The 17,956-nt window shown below is 72.0% G+C and carries 16 protein-coding genes and 1 pseudogene; 3 read left to right on the top strand and 14 right to left on the bottom strand.

What is annotated here, in order from left to right; all coding sequences use genetic code 11:
- Window positions 1–33: 33 nt before the first annotated feature.
- On the bottom strand, window positions 34–975 hold the full coding sequence (locus GUI43_RS20850; RefSeq protein WP_112588239.1) for a SatS C-terminal domain-containing protein: 942 nt from the start codon (window positions 973–975) through the stop codon (window positions 34–36).
- 160 nt (window positions 976–1,135) lie between these two features.
- Between GUI43_RS20850 and GUI43_RS20855 the strand changes: the two genes are divergently transcribed.
- On the top strand, window positions 1,136–1,474 hold the full coding sequence (locus GUI43_RS20855) for a PadR family transcriptional regulator (protein ID WP_091394524.1): 339 nt from the start codon (window positions 1,136–1,138) through the stop codon (window positions 1,472–1,474).
- A 21-nt stretch (window positions 1,475–1,495) separates the two neighbouring features.
- On the opposite strand, the gene GUI43_RS20860 is transcribed toward GUI43_RS20855, so the two are convergent.
- From GUI43_RS20860 to deoC, 10 genes are all read right to left on the bottom strand, one after another.
- Entirely contained in the window at window positions 1,496–2,170 is a 675-nt protein-coding gene (locus GUI43_RS20860; protein ID WP_112588237.1) for a permease prefix domain 1-containing protein, read from the bottom strand.
- Window positions 2,171–2,238: 68 nt separating this feature from the next.
- Complete coding sequence (gene cydC, locus GUI43_RS20865) at window positions 2,239–4,026, bottom strand: thiol reductant ABC exporter subunit CydC (protein WP_112588235.1); 1,788 nt, start codon at window positions 4,024–4,026, stop codon at window positions 2,239–2,241.
- Window positions 4,023–5,699, bottom strand: coding sequence for a thiol reductant ABC exporter subunit CydD (gene cydD, locus GUI43_RS20870; protein WP_112588233.1), 1,677 nt, complete (start codon window positions 5,697–5,699; stop codon window positions 4,023–4,025). Before cydD ends, cydC begins: the two co-directional genes overlap by 4 nt.
- Window positions 5,696–6,703 carry a cytochrome d ubiquinol oxidase subunit II gene (locus GUI43_RS20875; RefSeq protein WP_112588231.1) on the bottom strand — a complete coding sequence of 336 codons (1,008 nt, stop codon included), beginning with the start codon at window positions 6,701–6,703 and terminating at the stop codon, window positions 5,696–5,698. The genes cydD and GUI43_RS20875 overlap by 4 nt, the downstream gene beginning before the upstream one ends.
- Before the next feature lie 10 nt (window positions 6,704–6,713).
- Window positions 6,714–7,967 carry a cytochrome ubiquinol oxidase subunit I gene (locus tag GUI43_RS20880; RefSeq protein WP_112588229.1) on the bottom strand — a complete coding sequence of 418 codons (1,254 nt, stop codon included), beginning with the start codon at window positions 7,965–7,967 and terminating at the stop codon, window positions 6,714–6,716.
- Window positions 7,968–8,295: 328 nt separating this feature from the next.
- A complete protein-coding gene (locus GUI43_RS20885; RefSeq protein WP_112588227.1) occupies window positions 8,296–9,201 on the bottom strand; it encodes a M56 family metallopeptidase in 906 nt (301 codons plus the stop codon).
- Between the two features lie 10 nt (window positions 9,202–9,211).
- Entirely contained in the window at window positions 9,212–9,685 is a 474-nt protein-coding gene (locus GUI43_RS20890) for a BlaI/MecI/CopY family transcriptional regulator (protein ID WP_112601951.1), read from the bottom strand.
- Between the two features lie 486 nt (window positions 9,686–10,171).
- Window positions 10,172–10,996 carry an aldehyde dehydrogenase family protein gene (locus GUI43_RS20895; protein WP_112699568.1) on the bottom strand — a complete coding sequence of 275 codons (825 nt, stop codon included), beginning with the start codon at window positions 10,994–10,996 and terminating at the stop codon, window positions 10,172–10,174.
- Window positions 10,989–12,419 carry an aldehyde dehydrogenase family protein gene (locus GUI43_RS20900; RefSeq protein ID WP_112699569.1) on the bottom strand — a complete coding sequence of 477 codons (1,431 nt, stop codon included), beginning with the start codon at window positions 12,417–12,419 and terminating at the stop codon, window positions 10,989–10,991. The genes GUI43_RS20895 and GUI43_RS20900 overlap by 8 nt, the downstream gene beginning before the upstream one ends.
- 6 nt (window positions 12,420–12,425) lie before the next feature.
- On the bottom strand, window positions 12,426–13,385 hold the full coding sequence (deoC, locus tag GUI43_RS20905) for a deoxyribose-phosphate aldolase (protein ID WP_091394490.1): 960 nt from the start codon (window positions 13,383–13,385) through the stop codon (window positions 12,426–12,428).
- Between the two features lie 133 nt (window positions 13,386–13,518).
- On the opposite strand from deoC, the gene upp reads away from it, so the two are divergent.
- Together upp and GUI43_RS20915 are read left to right on the top strand one after the other, a co-directional pair.
- On the top strand, window positions 13,519–14,151 hold the full coding sequence (gene upp, locus GUI43_RS20910; RefSeq protein ID WP_091394488.1) for a uracil phosphoribosyltransferase: 633 nt from the start codon (window positions 13,519–13,521) through the stop codon (window positions 14,149–14,151).
- Window positions 14,152–14,223: 72 nt separating this feature from the next.
- Window positions 14,224–14,901 carry a GOLPH3/VPS74 family protein gene (locus tag GUI43_RS20915; protein WP_112588219.1) on the top strand — a complete coding sequence of 226 codons (678 nt, stop codon included), beginning with the start codon at window positions 14,224–14,226 and terminating at the stop codon, window positions 14,899–14,901.
- 13 nt (window positions 14,902–14,914) lie between these two features.
- Here the strand turns inward: GUI43_RS20915 and GUI43_RS20920 are convergent, their stop codons facing one another.
- The 3 genes and pseudogenes from GUI43_RS20920 to GUI43_RS35150 form a co-directional block, all read right to left on the bottom strand.
- Window positions 14,915–16,582 carry a phospho-sugar mutase gene (locus GUI43_RS20920; RefSeq protein WP_112699570.1) on the bottom strand — a complete coding sequence of 556 codons (1,668 nt, stop codon included), beginning with the start codon at window positions 16,580–16,582 and terminating at the stop codon, window positions 14,915–14,917.
- A gap of 596 nt (window positions 16,583–17,178) precedes the next feature.
- A complete protein-coding gene (locus GUI43_RS33525; RefSeq protein ID WP_146765937.1) occupies window positions 17,179–17,601 on the bottom strand; it encodes a hypothetical protein in 423 nt (140 codons plus the stop codon).
- A 120-nt stretch (window positions 17,602–17,721) separates the two neighbouring features.
- Window positions 17,722–17,831, bottom strand: a pseudogene (locus tag GUI43_RS35150) (hypothetical protein); the annotation flags it as partial.
- Window positions 17,832–17,956 lie beyond the last annotated feature (125 nt).

Below are 17,956 nucleotides of genomic sequence, written 5' to 3' on the forward strand. Positions count from 1 at the left end.
CCTCTGCCAGCAACTGATGCTCCCCGGTACGGGTCAGTCGCGCCAGTCCACCACCGCAGAGATCTTGCCGACAATGGTGCGCCAACCCAAACTTGCGGTCTGCGCCCCGATCTTCTTCAGCCGTCGCCGAGCCATGAACGCGCCGATCCCACCGTTGGCGGTGCCACGCAGCGCCTCGTCCAGGTCGTCGAGGCTGGAGCCGGCGGAGAGCATGTCGAGTACCGCAGGCAGCCGCAATGCGTACGAGAGGTCACGCGCGGCCTCGCCCGCCTCGATCAGCAGGGTCGAATCCCACGTGTCGTGCCCGCCGCGCAGGTTCTCCACGACCAGGTCGAGCTCGTAGGTGTCCTCGTCGAGCGGAGCGATATCTGCCGGCTCCACCCGTTCGGACAATTCATTCCAGCTGTCCAGTTGGGACAGATCGTTTGGCGCACCGGATCGGATGAAACTGACAAGCGACTCGGGGGTCTTGAACAGCAGGAGCTTGCCTCGGTGGCTGAGGAAGACCGGCACTTCCTCGTCGTCCGCCTCGTCCGTGACGGCCTCGTCCGACTCGTCGTCGGTCTCGGTGGCGGCGCTGTCCCGGCGGCGCGTCGACTCGTCGTCCTCGTCGGCGAACTCCTGGGCCAGCTCCTCGTCGAGGATGACGACGGTCTCGTCGTCCTCCTCCTCCTCGATCGCCTGGCGGCGGGCGAGGAACGGGTCGTCCTGGTCGCGCTCGGTCACGTCGGTGGGAGTCAGCGAGCTGGCCGGTCGGTACGCCCGGAGCGTGAAGCCGGTGCCGGCGGGCAGGGCGATCTCCACTGGGTCGATGCGCAGCTCGTCCCAGAGTGAGCGGTCGGTCGACGCCGACGCGCGCTCGGTCTCGTCTGGCTCGGCCGCGCCGGTGGTGTCGTCGAGCTCGGGCTCGTCGGCGTCGGGCCGTTGGGGCGACTGGCGGGCCACGCTGACCTCCGTGTGCTTCGGGTTGCCCACCCACCGGGGTCTCTGACCGGCGAGTGACTCTGGGCACATACCCTAGTCGGCAGCCCTGGGTGACCGATGCCCGCACCCCGGTGGCCGGTTGGCGCACGGGTCCGACCTGCTGGTCGTCACCGCTGGCGAAGCGGCGGTTCGACAAGTAGCGTAGCTACGTATGAAGGCCCAGGCGCTGCACGGCCATCTCGACGCTCTCCTGCTCGCCGTGCTCGAACAGGGCGCGCTGCACGGCTACGCGATCATCGAGGCGCTGCGCGCCCGCAGTGACGGCAGTCTGGATCTGCCCACCGGCACCATCTATCCGGCACTCCGTCGCCTGGAACGCGCCGGCCACGTGGCGAGCACCTGGAGCACTGTCAGCGGCCGGGAACGGCGGACGTACCAGCTCACCGACTCCGGCCGGCGGGCGCTGGCCGGGGAGCGGGCCGGCTGGCGCGAGTTCCAACTGACCGTCGGCCGGTTCCTCGATCCCGGCAGCCCGCCCACCCCAGCCTGATCCGCTCGGATCCGCCGCCGATCAGCGGGTGGTGGCCAGCAGCCAGCCGCGCGCCGCGCGGGTCAGCGAGAAATACCCGCCGCCCACCAACACGGCCCCGATGATCATCGGGGGCCAGTGCGCCGCCGCGTCCCAGAGGTTGAGTGACCAGGTGAAGAGGGCGCTGCCGGCCACTATGCCGAGGACCAGGACGCCGGTCAGGCCGGCGCCCACCGCGCGCTGGGCCAGAGCCAGGCCCGGCCGGGACGCCCGCGCGCTCGCCCAGACCACCAGCAGACCGGCCACCGCGAGCAGCAGCGCACTCATCCAGATCCAGTCGACCGAGGCGGCGAGCAACTGGTAGCCGGCCGGAGGGGGCGGCCCGCCACTCCAACTCGACCCCCGCCAGGTCAGATCACCGGCGACCACCCCCACCCCGGCGATCGCCAACATCCGCAGGGAGAGCCCACGCAGGGCGCCCACCGCCAGCTCGGCCTGCCAGGATGGGAGCAACTGCGCCGGTGAGCCGAACTCCACCACCGCCCGGCGCTGCGCCTCGGTGGGGGGCACCCCGCTCTCGCGGTACGCCTCGACGGCGTCCAGCAACCCGTGCCGGGCCTCGGTCAGCAGGTCGGACTTGAGCCGCGCCGGCCCCTGCAGTCGAGCGGCCAGCTCCCGCAGGTGCTCGTCGACCATCACGTCCTCACCGCGCCCCATGGCACCACAGTGCCACGGACTCCGGTCGGTCGACGTCCGGGAGAACCCTGGTCCGCCCCCGAGTCGGGTCAGGGGGCGAGCGCCAGGTAACCCCGTTCGGCAGCGGCCTGGAGCAGCCACTGGTCCCGGTACCAGCCCGGGGCCGCTACCAACTCGGCGTGCCGACCGCGCTGGATCACCCGCCCGCCGTCCAGGACCACGATCTCGTCCAGCTCGGCCAGCCCGCTGAGCCGGTGGCTGATCAGCAGCACCGAGTGCCCGGCGGGGGTGGCGGCGAGGGCGGACGCGAGCACCGCGTCCGCGGCGGTCGGGTCCAGACCTTCGGTGGGCTCGTCGAGCACCAGCACCGGCGGCGCGGCGAGCAGGGCCCGGGCGAGCGCCAGCCGCTGCCGCTGACCGCCGGAGAGTTGCCCGCCCTCCTCACCGACCAGCGTGTCCCAGCCCGCCGGCTGAGCGCGGACCCAGTCCAGCAGGCCGGCGGCGGCGGTGGCCGCGGTCAGCTCCTCCTCGCCCGCTCCGGCCCGCCCGAGCAACAGGTTCTCCCGCACCGTGGCATGAAAGACGTACGCCTCGGCCAGCAGCCCGCCGACCGCGCGCGGCAGCGCCTCCTCGGCGTACGCCGAGAGGTCGTGACCGTCCAGTGTGACCCGGCCGGACGCGGGCCGGACGGTGCCGGTCAGCACAGCGGCCAGGGTGCTCTTGCCGGCGCCGCTCGGGCCGACGACAGCGATCCGGCGTCCCGCCGGCAGGTCCAGGCTGACCCCGTCCAGCGCGGGCGCCGCTCCGGCCCGGTACCGCACCGTCACGTCCACGAAGCGCAGCTCGTGCGGGCCGGTCAGATCCGCTGCACCGGTCGCCGGCGGCGCGGTCGGCGGGTCGGTGTCGAGCAGGTCGGCCACCCGGGTCAGGCCCTGCCGCAGCTGGGTCCACTGCCGGGCCGCCGCTACCAACGCCAGCGTCACCTCGACGGCGGCCAGTGTGCCGACGGCCAGGACGCCCACCAGCACCCCCGGCACGTCGGCGGCGAGCGCGACCAGCACCACCGCTGCGGCGGTCACGCCGGCGGCCAGCACTCCGGCCGCGTCCACCGCGAACCCGGTGGCGGCGAGCCGACGTTCCAACCGGGCCAGCCGGTGGGCGCGCTGCTCGGCGGCGCGCAGCGTGACGTCGGTCGCCCCGAACGCGGCCAGGTCGGCCGCGCCGTGGGTGAGGTCGATCGCGTCGGTGGCCAGCGCACCCCGCAGGGGGGCCACCTCGGCCGCGCTGCGGCGGGTGACCGCGGTGGCCAACGCGGGCAGCGCGACCCCGGCGACCAGCAGCCCGACGGCGAGCGCGCCGGCGGCCGGTGGTGAGATCAGCGCTGCCACGGCGACCGCCGACACACCGACCACTGCCGCCGCCGAAGCGGGCACCAGCACCCGCAGCAACAGGTCCTGGACTGCCTCCACGTCGGAGACCAGTCGGCTCAGCACGTCCCCCGAGCGGTGCGCCGTGCCACGGCGGGCCGCCAGGGTGGCGAAGACCCGGGCCCGAACGTCGGTGATCATGCGGAGCACCGCGTCGTGCCCGGCGAGCCGTTCGGTGTAGCGGAACACGCCCCGGCTGATCGCCAACGCCCGGACCGCGACGATCGCCACGGTGAGGCGGTCCAGTGGAGGCTGACCGGCGGCGCTCATCAGCAGCCAGGTGGCGGTGGCCATCAGGGCCAGCCCGGCGAACTCGGTGGCGGCCGCCAGCAGCCCGGCTCCGACCAGGCGGCCCAGGTACGGCCGGGCCAGTCGCAGCACTGCCCGCTCGGCGGCGGCCCGCCCGGCCGGTGCCGCGTCGGCCACCACCGGCCCGTGTTCGGCGGTCATCGGGCGGCCTTTCCGGTCGGTGCGGGCGTCAACTCGGTGACCCGACCGTCCTCGATGCGCAGGATCCGGTCGGCGTCGGCCAGCAACGCCGGTCGGTGCGCGACCAGCAGCGCCGTCCGCCCGGCGACCAGGCGACGGGTGGCGTCGAGCACCACCGCCTCGGCCGCCGTGTCGAGTCGGGCGGTGGGTTCGTCGAGCAGCACCACCGGGGCGGCGCGCAGGAACGCCCGGGCCAGCGCCACCCGCTGCCGCTGCCCACTGGACAGCCCGTGACCGCGCTCACCGAGCAGGGTGTCCAGGCCGTCGGGCAGGCCGGCCACCACGTCGTCCAGGGCGGCGTCGTGCACCGCGGCGGTGAGTACGTCGGCAGTGGTGTCCGGCGCGCCGAGGCGGATGTTGTCAGCCAGCGAGGCGGCGAAGAGGTGCGCCCGCTGCGGCACCCAGGCGAGCTGCCGGCGCCAGGCGTCCGGGTCGGCGGTGGCGAGGTCGACCCCGTCCACCGTGATCCGGCCGCTGGTCGGCACCACGAAGCCCAGCAGCAGGCCGAGCAGCGTGCTCTTGCCGGCGCCGCTGGGCCCGATGATGGCGATCCGTTCACCGGGCCGGATGGTCAGTGTCACGTCGCGCAGCGCGGTGGTCCGCTCGTACGCCACTGTCACGCCCTCGAACCGGATCTCGGCCCGAGCGTTGGGGACGGAGGCGCCCTCGGCGGCCCGGGGCGCGGTGGGTGCGGCGGAGACCGTCAACGCCTCGTCCAGCGCGGCCAGCCCCTCCATGCTGGCGTGGAAGCGGCTACCGGCGGCCCGTAGCGGCAGGTACGCCTCCGGGGTCAGCAGCAGCACCAGCAGCGCGGTCTGCAGGGCCAGCCCGCCGCCGAGCAGGCGGATGCCGACCGGTACCGCGACCAGCGCCACCGAGAGGGTGGCGACCAACTCGAGGACCAGCGCGGAGAGGAACGCGATCCGCAGCGTCTTCATGGTGGCGACGCGGTGACCGTCGGCCATCCGGCGCACCACGTCGGTCTGCGCCCGGGCCCGCCCGAACGCGCGCAGCGTGGGCAGCCCGGCGACCATGTCGAGGAAGTGCCCACCGAGCAGCGCGAGCCGCCGCCACTGCCGCTCGGTGGCGGCCTGCGCCTGCCAGCCGAGCAGCGCACCGAAGACCGGGATCAGCGGCAGGGTCACCGCGATGATCACCGCCGAACTCCAGTCGGCGAAGACGACCCGGGCCAGAACCGCCAGGGGCACCGTCACGCTGAGCACCAGTTGCGGCAGGTACCCGGTGAAGTACGCGTCCAGCGCGTCCAACCCACGCCCGGCCAGGGTGGCGATCTCACCGGCCCGCTGCCCGGCCACCCACCCGGGCCCGTGCCGGCCCACCGCGCCGAGCAGCTCGGCCCGCAGCGTGGCCTTGACCGTGGCGGCGACCCGCGCCGAGACCGTGCCCTGCGCCCAGACCACTGCCGAGCGGGCGGCGACCGCGACCACGAAGCCGGCCAGTGCCGGTCGATCCAGCCGACCGTCGATCGCGGTGGCCAGCAGCGACGCGAGCGCGGTGGCCTGCGCCACGATCAACCCGGCGGCCAGCACCCCCAGGAGCGCGAGCACAGCAAGATCGCCCCGGGCCGCAGGGACCCGGCGCAGCAGACGCGGGTCGAACGGACGGCGGCTCACCAGTACACCGGTGCCCTACCGTCGGTCCGTCCTCGGAAAACCCACCAGCACATCGCCTGGAAGCCTAGTAGGGCCGGAAGTAGCGGCAGCGCCACCCAGCCCAGCAGCCGCAGTGTCGGCGCGCTGGCGGCGGCGTCGGCCACCCGTAGCGAGGCGTCCGGGTCAGTCGTGGACACCAGCACGTAGGGCCAGAGAGCGGCTCCGACCAGCAGCACCGGCAGCGCCAGGGCCGCGCCGGTGGCGACCAGAGCCCACCCTGGCCGCTGCCGGGTCAGCGCCGCGCGGGCCGCCAGCAGCGCTGCCACGAGCAGCACCGGCAGGAGTACGGCCACCGCCGGCCGCTGCACGGCGTCGCGTACCCGGGCGGAGAGCAGGCCCACGACTGTGGCCAGGGCGACAGCTGTGAGCGCCACCGGCACCAGCCGGCGGGCCGTACGGCCGACCACGGCGGCGGCCTCGGCCGACAGTCGCACTGTGAGGAAGGTCGCCCCGTGCACCGCGACAAGGGTGACCATGGCCAGCCCGGCGGCGGCCGCGAACGGGGTGGCCAGGTGTGTCACCCCGGCGACGTGTCCGTCGGCCTGGAGGGGTACGCCCTGCAACAGCGCGGCGAGCAGCGCACCCCAACCCAGCGCGGCGAGGGCGCTGCCGATCACCACGACGCGGTCCCAGCGGGCCCGGATCCGCTCGTCGTCGGGTCGGCTGCGCAGCTGTACGCCGACGGTGACCAGGATGACGCCGACCAGGGCGCCGACGACGGCCGGATAGCAGCCGGCGAGCAACTCGCCCTCCAGGAGAGGGAACGCGCCGAAGAGGATGCCCACGGCGGCCACCAGCCAGACCTCGTTGCCGAGGAAGAACGGGCCGAGCGCGGTGAGCGCCTCCCGCCGCCCGGCCGGACCGACGCCGCGGGCGAGCAGCAGCCCGACGCCGTAGTCGTAGCCGGCGAGCACCAGGTAGCTGGCGAAAAAGAGGCCGAGCACTGCGTACCAGGCGAGGTCCACTGTCTACTCCTCAGAGGAGGGCGGGTTCGGGGTGGGCCGGCTCGCTGGGCGGTGCCGGCGGTCGGCCGAGCGCCGGGTCGGCCGCGCCGCGCCTGGCGTGCCGGGCGAGCAGCACCCAGTTGGTGACGGCGAGGGTGCCCAGCAGCAGGCTGAACCCGATCAGCGAGGTGAGCATCAGCGGTGCGCTGACCGGGGAGACGGCCTGCTCCGTGGGGAGCAGCCCGTACGCCACCCAGGGTTGACGGCCGACCTCCCGGGAGATCCAGCCGAGGATCACCGCGATGAACGGCAGCGGCAGGGCGAGCAGGATCAGCCAGAGCGGGAAGCGCAGTCGGATGACCCAGTCCCGGAAGAGCAGGGGCAGCAGGAGCCAGACGCAGCCGAGGGTGAAACCGATCAGGATCATGAAGCCCAACCCGACGCTGGCCAGCACCGGCGGGGTGTAGTCGCCGGGGCCGAACCGCGTGGTCCACTCGGCGATCAGCGCCTGGCTCTCCGGGCCGTCGCCGCCGAACTTGGTCGGCTGCACCGCGCCCACCGGGCCGAACTGGGCGAAACCGAAGCCCTGCACCATCGTGATGGCCAGTGCTGCGGTGACCAGGCCGATCCGCAGCGAGGTGCGGAAGAGCGCGAAATCCGGGGTACGCCGGATCAGGTGCCCGGCGCTGACCGCTGCCATCAGCATCCCGCCGACCAGCAGCGCCGCCGAGACGACGTGCCCGAAGGCCATGCCGAGGCTGGGGTTGGTGAGCAGCGCGCCGAAGTCCGTGAGGTGGGCGATCCCGTCGCGGACCTCATAGCCGACCGGATTCTGGAGCCAGGAGTTGGCCACCATGATCCAGAACGCCGAGGCGTACGCGGTGATCGCCACGCCCCAGAGCAACGCGAGGTGGACGCCCTTGCCGAGCCGGTGCCAGCCGAAGATCCACATCCCGAGGAACGTGGACTCCAGGAAGAACGCCACAAGCGTCTCGATGGCCAGTGGCGCGCCGAAGACGTTGCCGACGTAGCGCGACAGGCCGCTCCAGTTCAGCCCGAACTGGAACTCCATCACGATCCCGGTGGCGATACCGAGCACGTAGTTGATCACGTAGAGCTGGCCCCAGTAGCGGGTCAGCCGCTCCCACTTCGGGTTGCCGGTGAGCACCCAGGCGGTCTGCATGCCGACCAGCAGGGTGACCAGCCCGAGCGTGACGATCACGAACAGGAAGTGGATCGACGTGGTGGTGGCGAACTGCAGGCGGGCGAGGAGCAGGGTGTCCATGACCAGCCCTCCATGGCGTTGGCTCACTTGTCGTAGCCACCCTACACGTAGTTTGCCTACTGGTAGCAACTACTACGCCCTGTCGTAGGTAACCCTACTACGCCACGTAGTAAATGGGGGAGATCGCGCTCGATCCTGGATGTAGTGGTCTCGCGGCCCCGGGATGCCAGTCGATCCTGGATCGAGTGCGATCTTGCGAGGGGGTGCCGGGCGCAGTGCGGGCGTGCGAGAACTGGCGCGCGGGCGCGGGGCGAGGGCGCGCAGGGGGTGCGGGGGCAGCGCCCTCCGCGCGGTTCTGCCGCGTGGGCTCAGTGGCGCCTTGTGGACGTCAGCTCAGGAAGAGGGTGACCGGGAGGGCGACAAGGGTGGTGGCGACCGCGAGGGCGGTGGCACCGAGAACCCGGGGCGGCCGGTCGCTGACCAGCAGACGCTGCACCCGTACGTCGAGATCGCGGTCGCCCATGCCGAGCGCGCCGGCCGGGGTGATCCGGTGCCCGGCGGCGGCGAACCGGCGCAGCGCACCCGCCAGCGGAGCCTCGGCGTGCAACTCACGGGCCTTGTCGTCGGCCCGCATCTCGACCAGCAGGGCGACCCGCTCGTGCGCGTCGCGCACCCAGCCGAACCACGGCAGCGCCCGGCACAGCGCGGTGAACGGCAGCAGCACCAGGTCGTGCCGCTCGTGGGCGTGCGCACGCTCGTGGCTGAGAACCGCGGCCAGCTCGGCCCGGTCCAGCAGGCTCAGTGTGCCGGCGCTGACCACCACCTGCGGCTTCACGCCCGGCAGGCAGTACGCGGCGGCGCTCGGATGATCCAGCACCAACGCTCCCGGCGCGGCCGGGTCGTTCCGGGCGACCAGGGAGAGCAGGTCCCGGTGGCGACGCTGGGCGCGTACGGTGCCGTGGATGCTGCGCACTGTCGTCGTGACCAGCACCGCCCCGATGCCGAAGCCCACGCCGACGCCGGCCAGGTGGAACGTGCCCACCCCGATCGGCAGGGCGCCATGGGCGAGGTCGTTGGCCAGGGCGAGCAGTGCGCTACCGGTCGGCCGGCCGTAAGCGCTCAACCCGAGCGCCATCGGCAGGCCCATCGCCGAGAGGCCCAACGCCAGCCCTACGGCCTGCCAGCAGATGATCGCCACCCGGGGGCTGCGCCACGTCCAGGTGGAGCGGGCCAACACCTGGGCGGTCAGATAGCAGGCCAGCATGGTGGCGGCGAAGTGCACGGCGTAGGCCATGGCGCGCGCCCTACCGCTCCGCTGCCTCGCCGGCGGGTCGTCGGCCCGCCGGCCCGTCCACCCGGTCGGTCAGGGTGTCGGCCCCGCCCGCGTCGCCGCCGGTGGAGCCCGGCCCGGTCAGGCCGGCCTCGCTGCCCAGGGCCGCTCGCAGCACCTCGGCCTCGGTGCCGGTCACCGAGCGGGCGAACCGCACCAGCGCGGCGTCCCGGCTGCCGCCCAGGTCGAGGGCGTCGAGCATGAGTTGAGCAATGTGCGCCTCGCGGCTGGCCGCCGGACGGTACCGCCAGGCCCGCCCCTCCCGCTCCCGTTGCACCATGCCCTTGCCGGCGAGCCGGTCCAGCACTGTCATCACAGTGGTGTACGCCAGCTCACGGCCATCGAGCGCGTCGGCCACCTCGCGCACGGTCACCCCGTCCGACGTGCCGGGAACCACGTCCCACAGCACGTCCATCACCGCACGCTCAAGATCGCCCAACCGAGTCACGAACCAATCCTACCCCCGGTAGTAGACCCCCCACCGCCCCAGCCGTCCCCACTCCACCCCGCCCCAGCGGTGATCATGGGGTTGACCGGCTTGACGGAGATCGAACACCCCGTCAGGCCCATGATCACCAGCCAGGATCGGTGGCGCCGGCCAAGATCAGGACAAGAACAGGGTTGTTGCTGCCTCAGACGCGCGGGAGGCAGCAACAACCCTGAAGTTGCGCGGATCTTGACCGCGGCAGCGGCGGCGGACCCGGATCAGCGGGTCAGCGGGGCTTGGGCGGTGCGGGGGAGAGCCGGTGAAGCGAGGCGGCCGACGCCCCGCTGACCGAGAACCCACCCCGAGGCAGTACCAGGGAGCTGACCCACCCCGACGAACCCGGTCCACGTCAGGTTTTCCGGGGAGCCCCGCCCGCGGAGGGATCAAGCCTGACCGCCCGGAGCGGGCGGGGCTCCCCGGAAAACCCAAAAGGCCGAGCAAAGACGATCACACCCCCTTGGGGTGCCACACCGTCTTCGTCTCCAACAGCGCCGTCATCCGATCCAGGCCCGGGACGACCGACCAGTCGTGGTCGGCCGGGGCCGGTCGGAGCACCCGCTTGAGGTTCTCCGCCGCCTTGACCTCCAGATCGGTGGCGAGCGCGGCGTCGGTGACCCCGGTCAGGTCGATCGCGTTGACGTCCATGTGCGCGGCCAGCGTCGGCGCGGTCTCGGTGATCGCGCCGGTGAGGATGTTGACAACGCCGCCGGGCAGGTCGGAGGTGGCCAGCACCTCGGCCAGCGTCACCGCCGCCAGCGGCTCGCTCGGGGATGCCGCCACCACGACTGTGTTGCCGGGGACGATCGCCGGGGCGATCACGCTGACCAGGCCGAGCAGCGCCGGGCTTTCCGGGGCGACCACCGCGACCACGCCGGTCGGTTCGGGCGCGGAGATGTTGAAGTACGGGCCGGCGACCGGGTTGGCGCCGCCGTACACCTGGGCCAGCTTGTCGGCCCAGCCGGCGTACCAGACCCAGCGGTCGACTGCGGCGTCCACCTCGTCGCCGGGGATGCCCAGGGCGACGAACTGCTCGCGGCGGCCCTCCAGCATCTCGGCGGCCCGGTAGAGGATCTGACCCCGGTTGTACGCGGTCGCGCCGGCCCAGCCCTTGACGGCGGCGCGGGCGGCGACCACCGCGTCCCGGGCGTCCTTGCGGGAGGCCAGTGACACATTCGAGGACTGCACGAGATACGACCGTCCCGACTCGCTGCGCGGGAACTTCCCGCCGATGAAGAGCTTGTACGTCTTGCGTACCGCGACCCGCTCAGACATTGAGGTAGCCCTCCAGCCCGTGCCGGCCGCCCTCGCGACCGTAACCCGACTCCTTGTAGCCACCGAACGGCGAGGTGGGGTCGAACTTGTTGAACGTGTTGGCCCAGACCACGCCGGCGCGCAGCCGGTCGGCCATCCACAGGATCCGGGAACCCTTGTCGGTCCAGATGCCGGCCGACAGCCCGTACGGCGTGTTGTTGGCCTTCTCCACGGCCTCGGCCGGGGTGCGGAAGGTGAGCACCGACAGCACCGGGCCGAAGATCTCCTCGCGGGCGATCCGGTGTGCCTGGGTGACCCCGGTGAAGATGGTGGGCGCGAACCAGAAGCCACGGTCGGGCAGGTCGCACGGCGGTGACCAGCGCTCGGCGCCCTCGGCCGAGCCGGCGTCGGACAGCTCGCGGATCCGCTCCAGCTGGGCTGCCGAGTTGATCGCGCCGACGTCGGTGTTCTTGTCCAGCGGGTCGCCGACCCGCAGCTGAGCCATCCGTCGCTTCAGCGACTCCAGCACCCGGTCGGCCACGTTCTCCTGGACCAGCAGTCGGGAGCCGGCGCAGCAGACGTGCCCCTGGTTGAAGAAGATGCCGTTGACGATGCCCTCGACGGCCTGGTCGATGGGTGCGTCGTCGAAGACGATGTTGGCGGCCTTGCCGCCCAGTTCCAGGGTGAGCCTCTTGCGGGTGCCGGCGACGGACCGGGCGATGGCCCGGCCCACGTCGGTGGAGCCGGTGAAGGCGACCTTGTCCACGCCGGGGTGCTCGACCAGCGCGCGGCCGGTGTCGCCGGCGCCGGTGAGGATGTTGACCACACCGGCCGGCAGGTCGGCCTGCTGGCAGATCTCGGCGAAGAGCAGCGCGGTCAGCGGGGTGGTCTCGGCCGGCTTCAGCACCACGGTGTTGCCCGCGGCGAGCGCCGGGGCGATCTTCCAGGCCAGCATGAGCAGCGGAAAGTTCCACGGGATGACCTGCGCGGCCACGCCGATGGGCTGCGGATTCGCGCCGAAGCCGGCGTGCTCCAGCTTGTCGGCCCAGCCCGCGTAGTAGAAGAAGTGCGCGGCGACCAGCGGCAGGTCGACGTCGCGGGACTCGCGGATCGGCTTGCCGTTGTCAAGCGATTCCAGGACGGCCAGCTCGCGGGAGCGTTCCTGGATGAGCCGGGCGATCCGGTACAGGTACTTCGCCCGCTCCCGGCCCGGCATCGGGCCCCAGACCTTGTCGTACGCCCTGCGGGCGGCGCGCACCGCGCGTTCCACGTCCTGGGCGCCGGCCTCGGCGACCTCGGCCAGCACCTCCTCGGAGGCGGGGTTGATCGACTTGAAGCTGCCACCGTCGGTCGGGTCGACGAACGTGCCGTCGATGAACAGCCCGTACGAGGGTTTGAGGTCCACCACCGAGCGGGACTCGGGGGCGGGGGCGTATTCGAACATCGGCTATCAGTCCAGGGTGAAGTAGTCGGGACCGGAGTAGGTGCCGGTCGTCAGCTTGGTGCGCTGCATCAGCAGGTCGTTGAGCAGGCTGGACGCGCCGAAGCGGAACCAGTCCGGGTCGAGCCAGTCCGGGCCGACGGTCTCGTTGACCATCACCAGGTACTTGATGGCGTCCTTGGTGGTCTTGATGCCACCGGCGGGCTTCACGCCCACCTGCCGCCCGGTCGCTTCGCGGAAGTCGCGCACCGCTTCCAGCATCACCAGGCTCACCGGCATCGTCGCCGCGATCGGGACCTTGCCGGTGGAGGTCTTGATGAAGTCGCCGCCGGCCAGCATGGCCAGCCAGGAGGCCCGGCGGACGTTGTCGTAGGTGGCCAGCTCGCCGGTCTCCAGGATCACCTTGAGGTGGGCATCCCCGGAGGCCTCCTTGGTGGCCACGATCTCGTCGTAGACCTCCTTGTACCGCCCGGCCAGGAACGCACCCCGGTTGATCACCATGTCGATCTCGTCGGCGCCGGCCGCGACGGCGGCCCGGGTGTCGGCCAGCTTGATCTCCAACGGCGCCTGCCCCGACGGGAACGCGGTCGCCACGCTGGCCAGGTGCACCGCACTTCCGCGCAGCACCTCCGCCACGTAGGGGACCATCGCCGGGTAGACGCAGACCGCGCCGACGTGCGGGCAGGACGGGTCGGCCGGGTCGGGACGCAGGGCCTTCGCGGCGAGCGCGCGCACCTTGCCCGGGGTGTCCGCCCCTTCCAGGGTGGTCAGGTCGACCATCCGGATCGCCAGGTCGATCGCCTGGGCCTTGGCGGTGGTCTTGATGGAGCGGGTGCCGAGCTGTGCCGCCCGCTGCTCCGCGCCGACCTGGTCCACGCCGGGCAGGCCGTGCAGGAAGGTCCGCAGAGCGGTCTCGGATCGTCCCAGCTCGGAGAGCTCCGACCGGGCCGACGTCGTTGTCGCCGTCATGCCGAGAAGTCTACGCACGAGACCGCCGAGTGATCTTGCTCACGACCGCTCGACGACGTGCCGACGTGAGCGGCGTCCCTGGTCCGACCGCACCCGCACCGCCGCGCGGTACGGACCGGTAGGTTGAGCGATCGTGGACGTACACGTCATTGACCACCCGCTGGCCCAGTCCAGGTTGACTGCCATGCGGGACGCGCGCACCGATTCCTCGACGTTCCGGGCGGCGCTGCACGAACTGACCACCATGCTGGTGTACGAGGCGGCGCGCACCTTCCCCGTCGAGCGGTACCCGGTGCAGACGCCGGTCACCGGCACCGAGGGCACCCGGCTGGCCAACCCGCCGCTGCTGGTCCCGGTGCTGCGCGCCGGCCTGGGCATGGCGGACGCCGCGTTGGGCCTCCTGCCCGAGTCGTCGATGGGTTTCGTGGGTCTGGCCCGCGACGAGGTGACCTACGAGCCCCGCGCGTACATGGAGTCGCTGCCGCGCGACCTGGCCGGGCTGCCGGTGCTGGTGCTCGACCCGATGCTGGCCACCGGTGGTTCGCTGGAGCACTCCTGCCGGCTGCTGGCCGACCGCGGCTGCACCGACATCACAGTGCTCTGTGTGCTCGCCGCCCCGGTCGGCATCGAGCGGCTGGAGCGCTCCGGCCTGCCGTTGCGCCTGGTCACGGCCTCGATCGACGAGGGGCTCAACGACAGCATGTTCATCGTCCCCGGCCTCGGCGACGCCGGCGACCGCCAGTTCGGTGGCATGCCCCGCTTCTGAGGGGATACCCGGTCGGTGCCGGGTCCGGCGGGTCCGTGCGCGGGGTGCCCGGACCCGCTACCGTCTCCGGCCATGACTGGTGTTGCGCTCGCCGAGGAGCTGCTGCTCCTCGCCTACGACGACACGACCGGCAAGGCGACCATGCCACGGATCAGCCTGGACCTGGGCATGGCCGCCGCGGTGCTGGTCGAGCTGGCTCTGGCCGGCCGGATCGCGTACGCCGACGGGTCCCTGACGGTGATCGACCCGACGCCGACCGGCGAGCCGTTCAGCGACGACGTCCTCAGCCGGATCGCCGCCGACACCCCGCACACCCCGGCGTCCTGGGTGCAGCGTCTGCGGCACGGTCTGCGCGACCGGATCCTCGCCGACCTGTGCCGGCAGGGCGTCGTCCGGGACATCGACGAGACCGAGCTGGGCTTCATCCACGTGCACCGTTACCCGGTCGTGGACACCTCCGTCGAGGCGGAGACCCGGCAGCGGCTGGCCGAGGCCCTGACCGGCGCGGCAGCCCCGGACGAGCGGACCGCCGCGCTGGCCACCCTGGTCGTGGTGCTCCGGATGGAGTCCGCGCTCGGGGTGAGCGGCGAGGCCGCCGCCGACGCCCGCCGCCGGCTGACGGAGATCGCCACCGGCGCCGGGTTCTCCGGCGAGGTGAGCACCGACGACTCGGTGGTCCGCCCGTCGGTCGGTCTGGTCGTCGCCGCCCTGGCCAGGGCCGTCGACCAGGCCCTCGGCCCGCGCCGCTGACCCAGCGCGCCGGTCAGAGCCCCAGAGCCGCGGCGATCTCGCCACGCAGGGCGGCGACGGCCGACGCCGCGCTGCTGCGAGCCGTCCGGACGTCACCGTCCACGACCGGTTCCACCACCTCGAGGTACGCCTTGAGCTTCGGCTCGGTGCCGGAAGGGCGGATCACCACCCGGGCCACAGCGGTCCGCAGGATCACCACGTCCGACTCGGGCAGCAGGTCCCGGACGCTGTCCACCGGCTGCCCGAGCAGGGTGGCCGGGGTGTCCGCCCGGATCCGGGCCATCGCGTCGGCGATGACCCGCAGGTCGTCCACCCGGGCGGAGAGCTGGTCAGTGTGGTGTACGCCGAACTCGGCGGCCAGCTCGTCCAGCCGGTCGGTCAGCGTGCGACCCTGCGTCTTCAGGCCGGCGGCCAACTCGGCCACTGTCAGCGCGGCGGTGATGCCGTCCTTGTCCCGGACGTGTTCCGGGGCCACGCAGTAGCCGAGCGCCTCCTCGTAGCCGAAGACCAGCGGCGCGCTTCCGCCGCCGGCCCGCACGATCCACTTGAAGCCGGTCAGCGTCTCGTCGTAGGGCAGGCCCCGAGCCGCGCACATCGCCCGCAGCAGTGACGACGACACGATGGTGGTGGCGTAGAGCCCGGTCACCCCCCGGCGCATCAGGTGGTCGGCGAGCAGGACGCCCACCTCGTCGCCCCGCAGCATCCGCCAGCCGTCGCGGTCGTCCCGGACGACCACCGCGCAACGGTCGGCGTCCGGGTCGTTGGCGATGGCGAGGTCCGCGCCGGTGGAGTCGGCCAGGGCGATGAGCCGGTCCACAGCACCCGGCTCCTCCGGGTTGGGGAACGACACGGTGGGGAACGCCGGGTCCGGCTCGGCCTGGTCGGGCACCACCCCGGGGGTCGGAAAGCCCGCGCGGGCGAAGGCGGCGGTGAGCACCGCCGCGCCCACACCGTGCAGCGGGGTGTACGCCACAGTCAGGTCCCGGGGCCCGTCCGGGTCGATCACCGCGGTGGCCCGTTCGACGTACGAGGCGACCAGGTCGTCGCCGAGCACCTGACCGGGCTCGCCCAACGGCACCTGGGCCAGTGGCCCGACCGATCGGATGGCGGCCTCGATACCGGCGTCGGCGGGTGGCACGATCTGCGCCCCGGCGCCCAACTCGCCGCCCAGCTCCGCGCCGAGGTAGACCTTGTAGCCGTTGTCCTGCGGCGGGTTGTGGCTGGCCGTGACCATCACTCCGGCGACACCGCCGAGGTGCCGCACGGCGTACGCCAGCACCGGGGTGGGCAGCGGGCGGGGCAGCAGCAGCGCCGGACGGCCAGCGCCGGTCGCCACCTGGGCGGTGCGCTCGGCGAACTCCCGGGAGCCGTGCCGGGCGTCGTACCCGATCACCAGCGGGCCGGTGCCGCCCTGGGCCGCGAGCCAGGTGACCAGGCCGGCAGCGGCCTGGGTGACCACGGCGAGGTTCATGCCGTTCGGGCCGGCGCGCAGCGGGCCGCGTAGCCCCGCCGTGCCGAAGGTCAACGGGCCGGCGAACCGGTCGGCCAGCTCCGGGGCGCTCGCCGGAAGCCCGTCGAGCACCGCCGTCAGCTCGTCCCGGCTGGCCGGGTCGGGATCGTCGGCCAGCCAACGCCGGGCTTGCTCGCGAATGTCGTCGATGTCAGTGGTGTCCGCCGCCATGCCCCTTGATAGCACGCACCCGACTATCTGCGGCGCACACCCGGGCATGCCGCCGCCCGACCAGGTGCAAAGGGATTGCAACAGGTAAGGAAGAAATGTACGCTTGCGCATGTATCGATGTATTCCATCTACGCACACGGGGAAGGTGTTTCAGCATGTCCTCACGCGGGCGCCGTACGATTGCGGCTCTGTCAACTCTCACGCTCGCGGCGACCGGAGGTCTCCTCTCGGGGTTGACGAACCCGGCTGTCGCATCCTGTTCGCATGGCCACTCCGTCAAGTCGGATAATGGCCCCCTCACTATTACGAGTAGCTCGGTGGCTATGCGAACGGGGCCGCACACGAGTTGCGGTTTGATCGACCGCTTTAACAATGGCGACTTAATGACCATGCACTGCTACGTATCTGGCGACAGCGTCACCAGAAACGGAGTGACTTGGCGTACTTGGTCTTACGTCAACTTCTTCGGAATCGGAGATCCTGAGGGCTGGGTGTCGGATGCCTATCTGCAGCATGGGGGAGCGGACACGCCCTGTTAAGACGAGGAACTTGCTGGGTCGGGGGGTGAGGACCGCCCCTCGACCCCAGCAGTGAATTCAGGTCCGTGCCGGCTCATCTCCGGCCGCACCGATGACCTCAATCTCCGCCGCAATTTCAAACGTCCCTGCCGTCTCATCGGCCACCAGCCGACTCTCCGTAAATCTTGCCTCCGTAGTTGAGAGGTGAAAAGAGTGCATCTTCCCGTTTCTTAATGCGGTCCTCAAAAGGCCGTGTCGCTTAGTGGCTCCTTCGCTGCAGGTATTTTCGAACAGCACCCCGGGGCTTCCGGCTAGGTCCTGCTCGACCATGGCTACATCTCTATAGGGATTGCCGCAGGTGGTGCTCTTTGTGCGGAGAAAGTTTCGAGCGCTTTCGGCCCACATGGTGGGCGTACCCCGCCGATTCTCGGCGATGATGCGCACTTTCCGACCCTTGTCCTGGGGATCGACAAAGTCGACGTACGACTGTCCGGTCGCCATGGTCTAGTCCTTCGGCATGACACGGACACCCTTGACAAACTGCTCCTGCACCTCCAAGCCGGCCCACGCCGAAGCGGATGGGCTCGGCTGCGCCTGGGTGCCGGTCGGAGCCGGATCTTAGCCGTTGGCCTGCGGCGGGTTGTGGCTGGCCGTGACCATCGCACCGGCGACCGCGCCGAGGTGGCGCGCTACGCGAGCACCGGGGTGGGCAGCGGGCGGGGCAGTAGCAGCGTCGAGCACCGCCGTCAGCTCGTCCCGGCTGGCCGGGTCGGGGTCGTCGGCCAGCCAACGCCGGGCTTGCTCGCGAATGTCGTCGATGTCAGTGGTGTCCGCCGCCATGCCCCTTGATAGCACG

It is taken from the genome of Micromonospora noduli, assembly GCF_003264365.1.
In the GTDB taxonomy this organism is placed as follows: Bacteria; Actinomycetota; Actinomycetes; order Mycobacteriales; family Micromonosporaceae; genus Micromonospora; species Micromonospora noduli.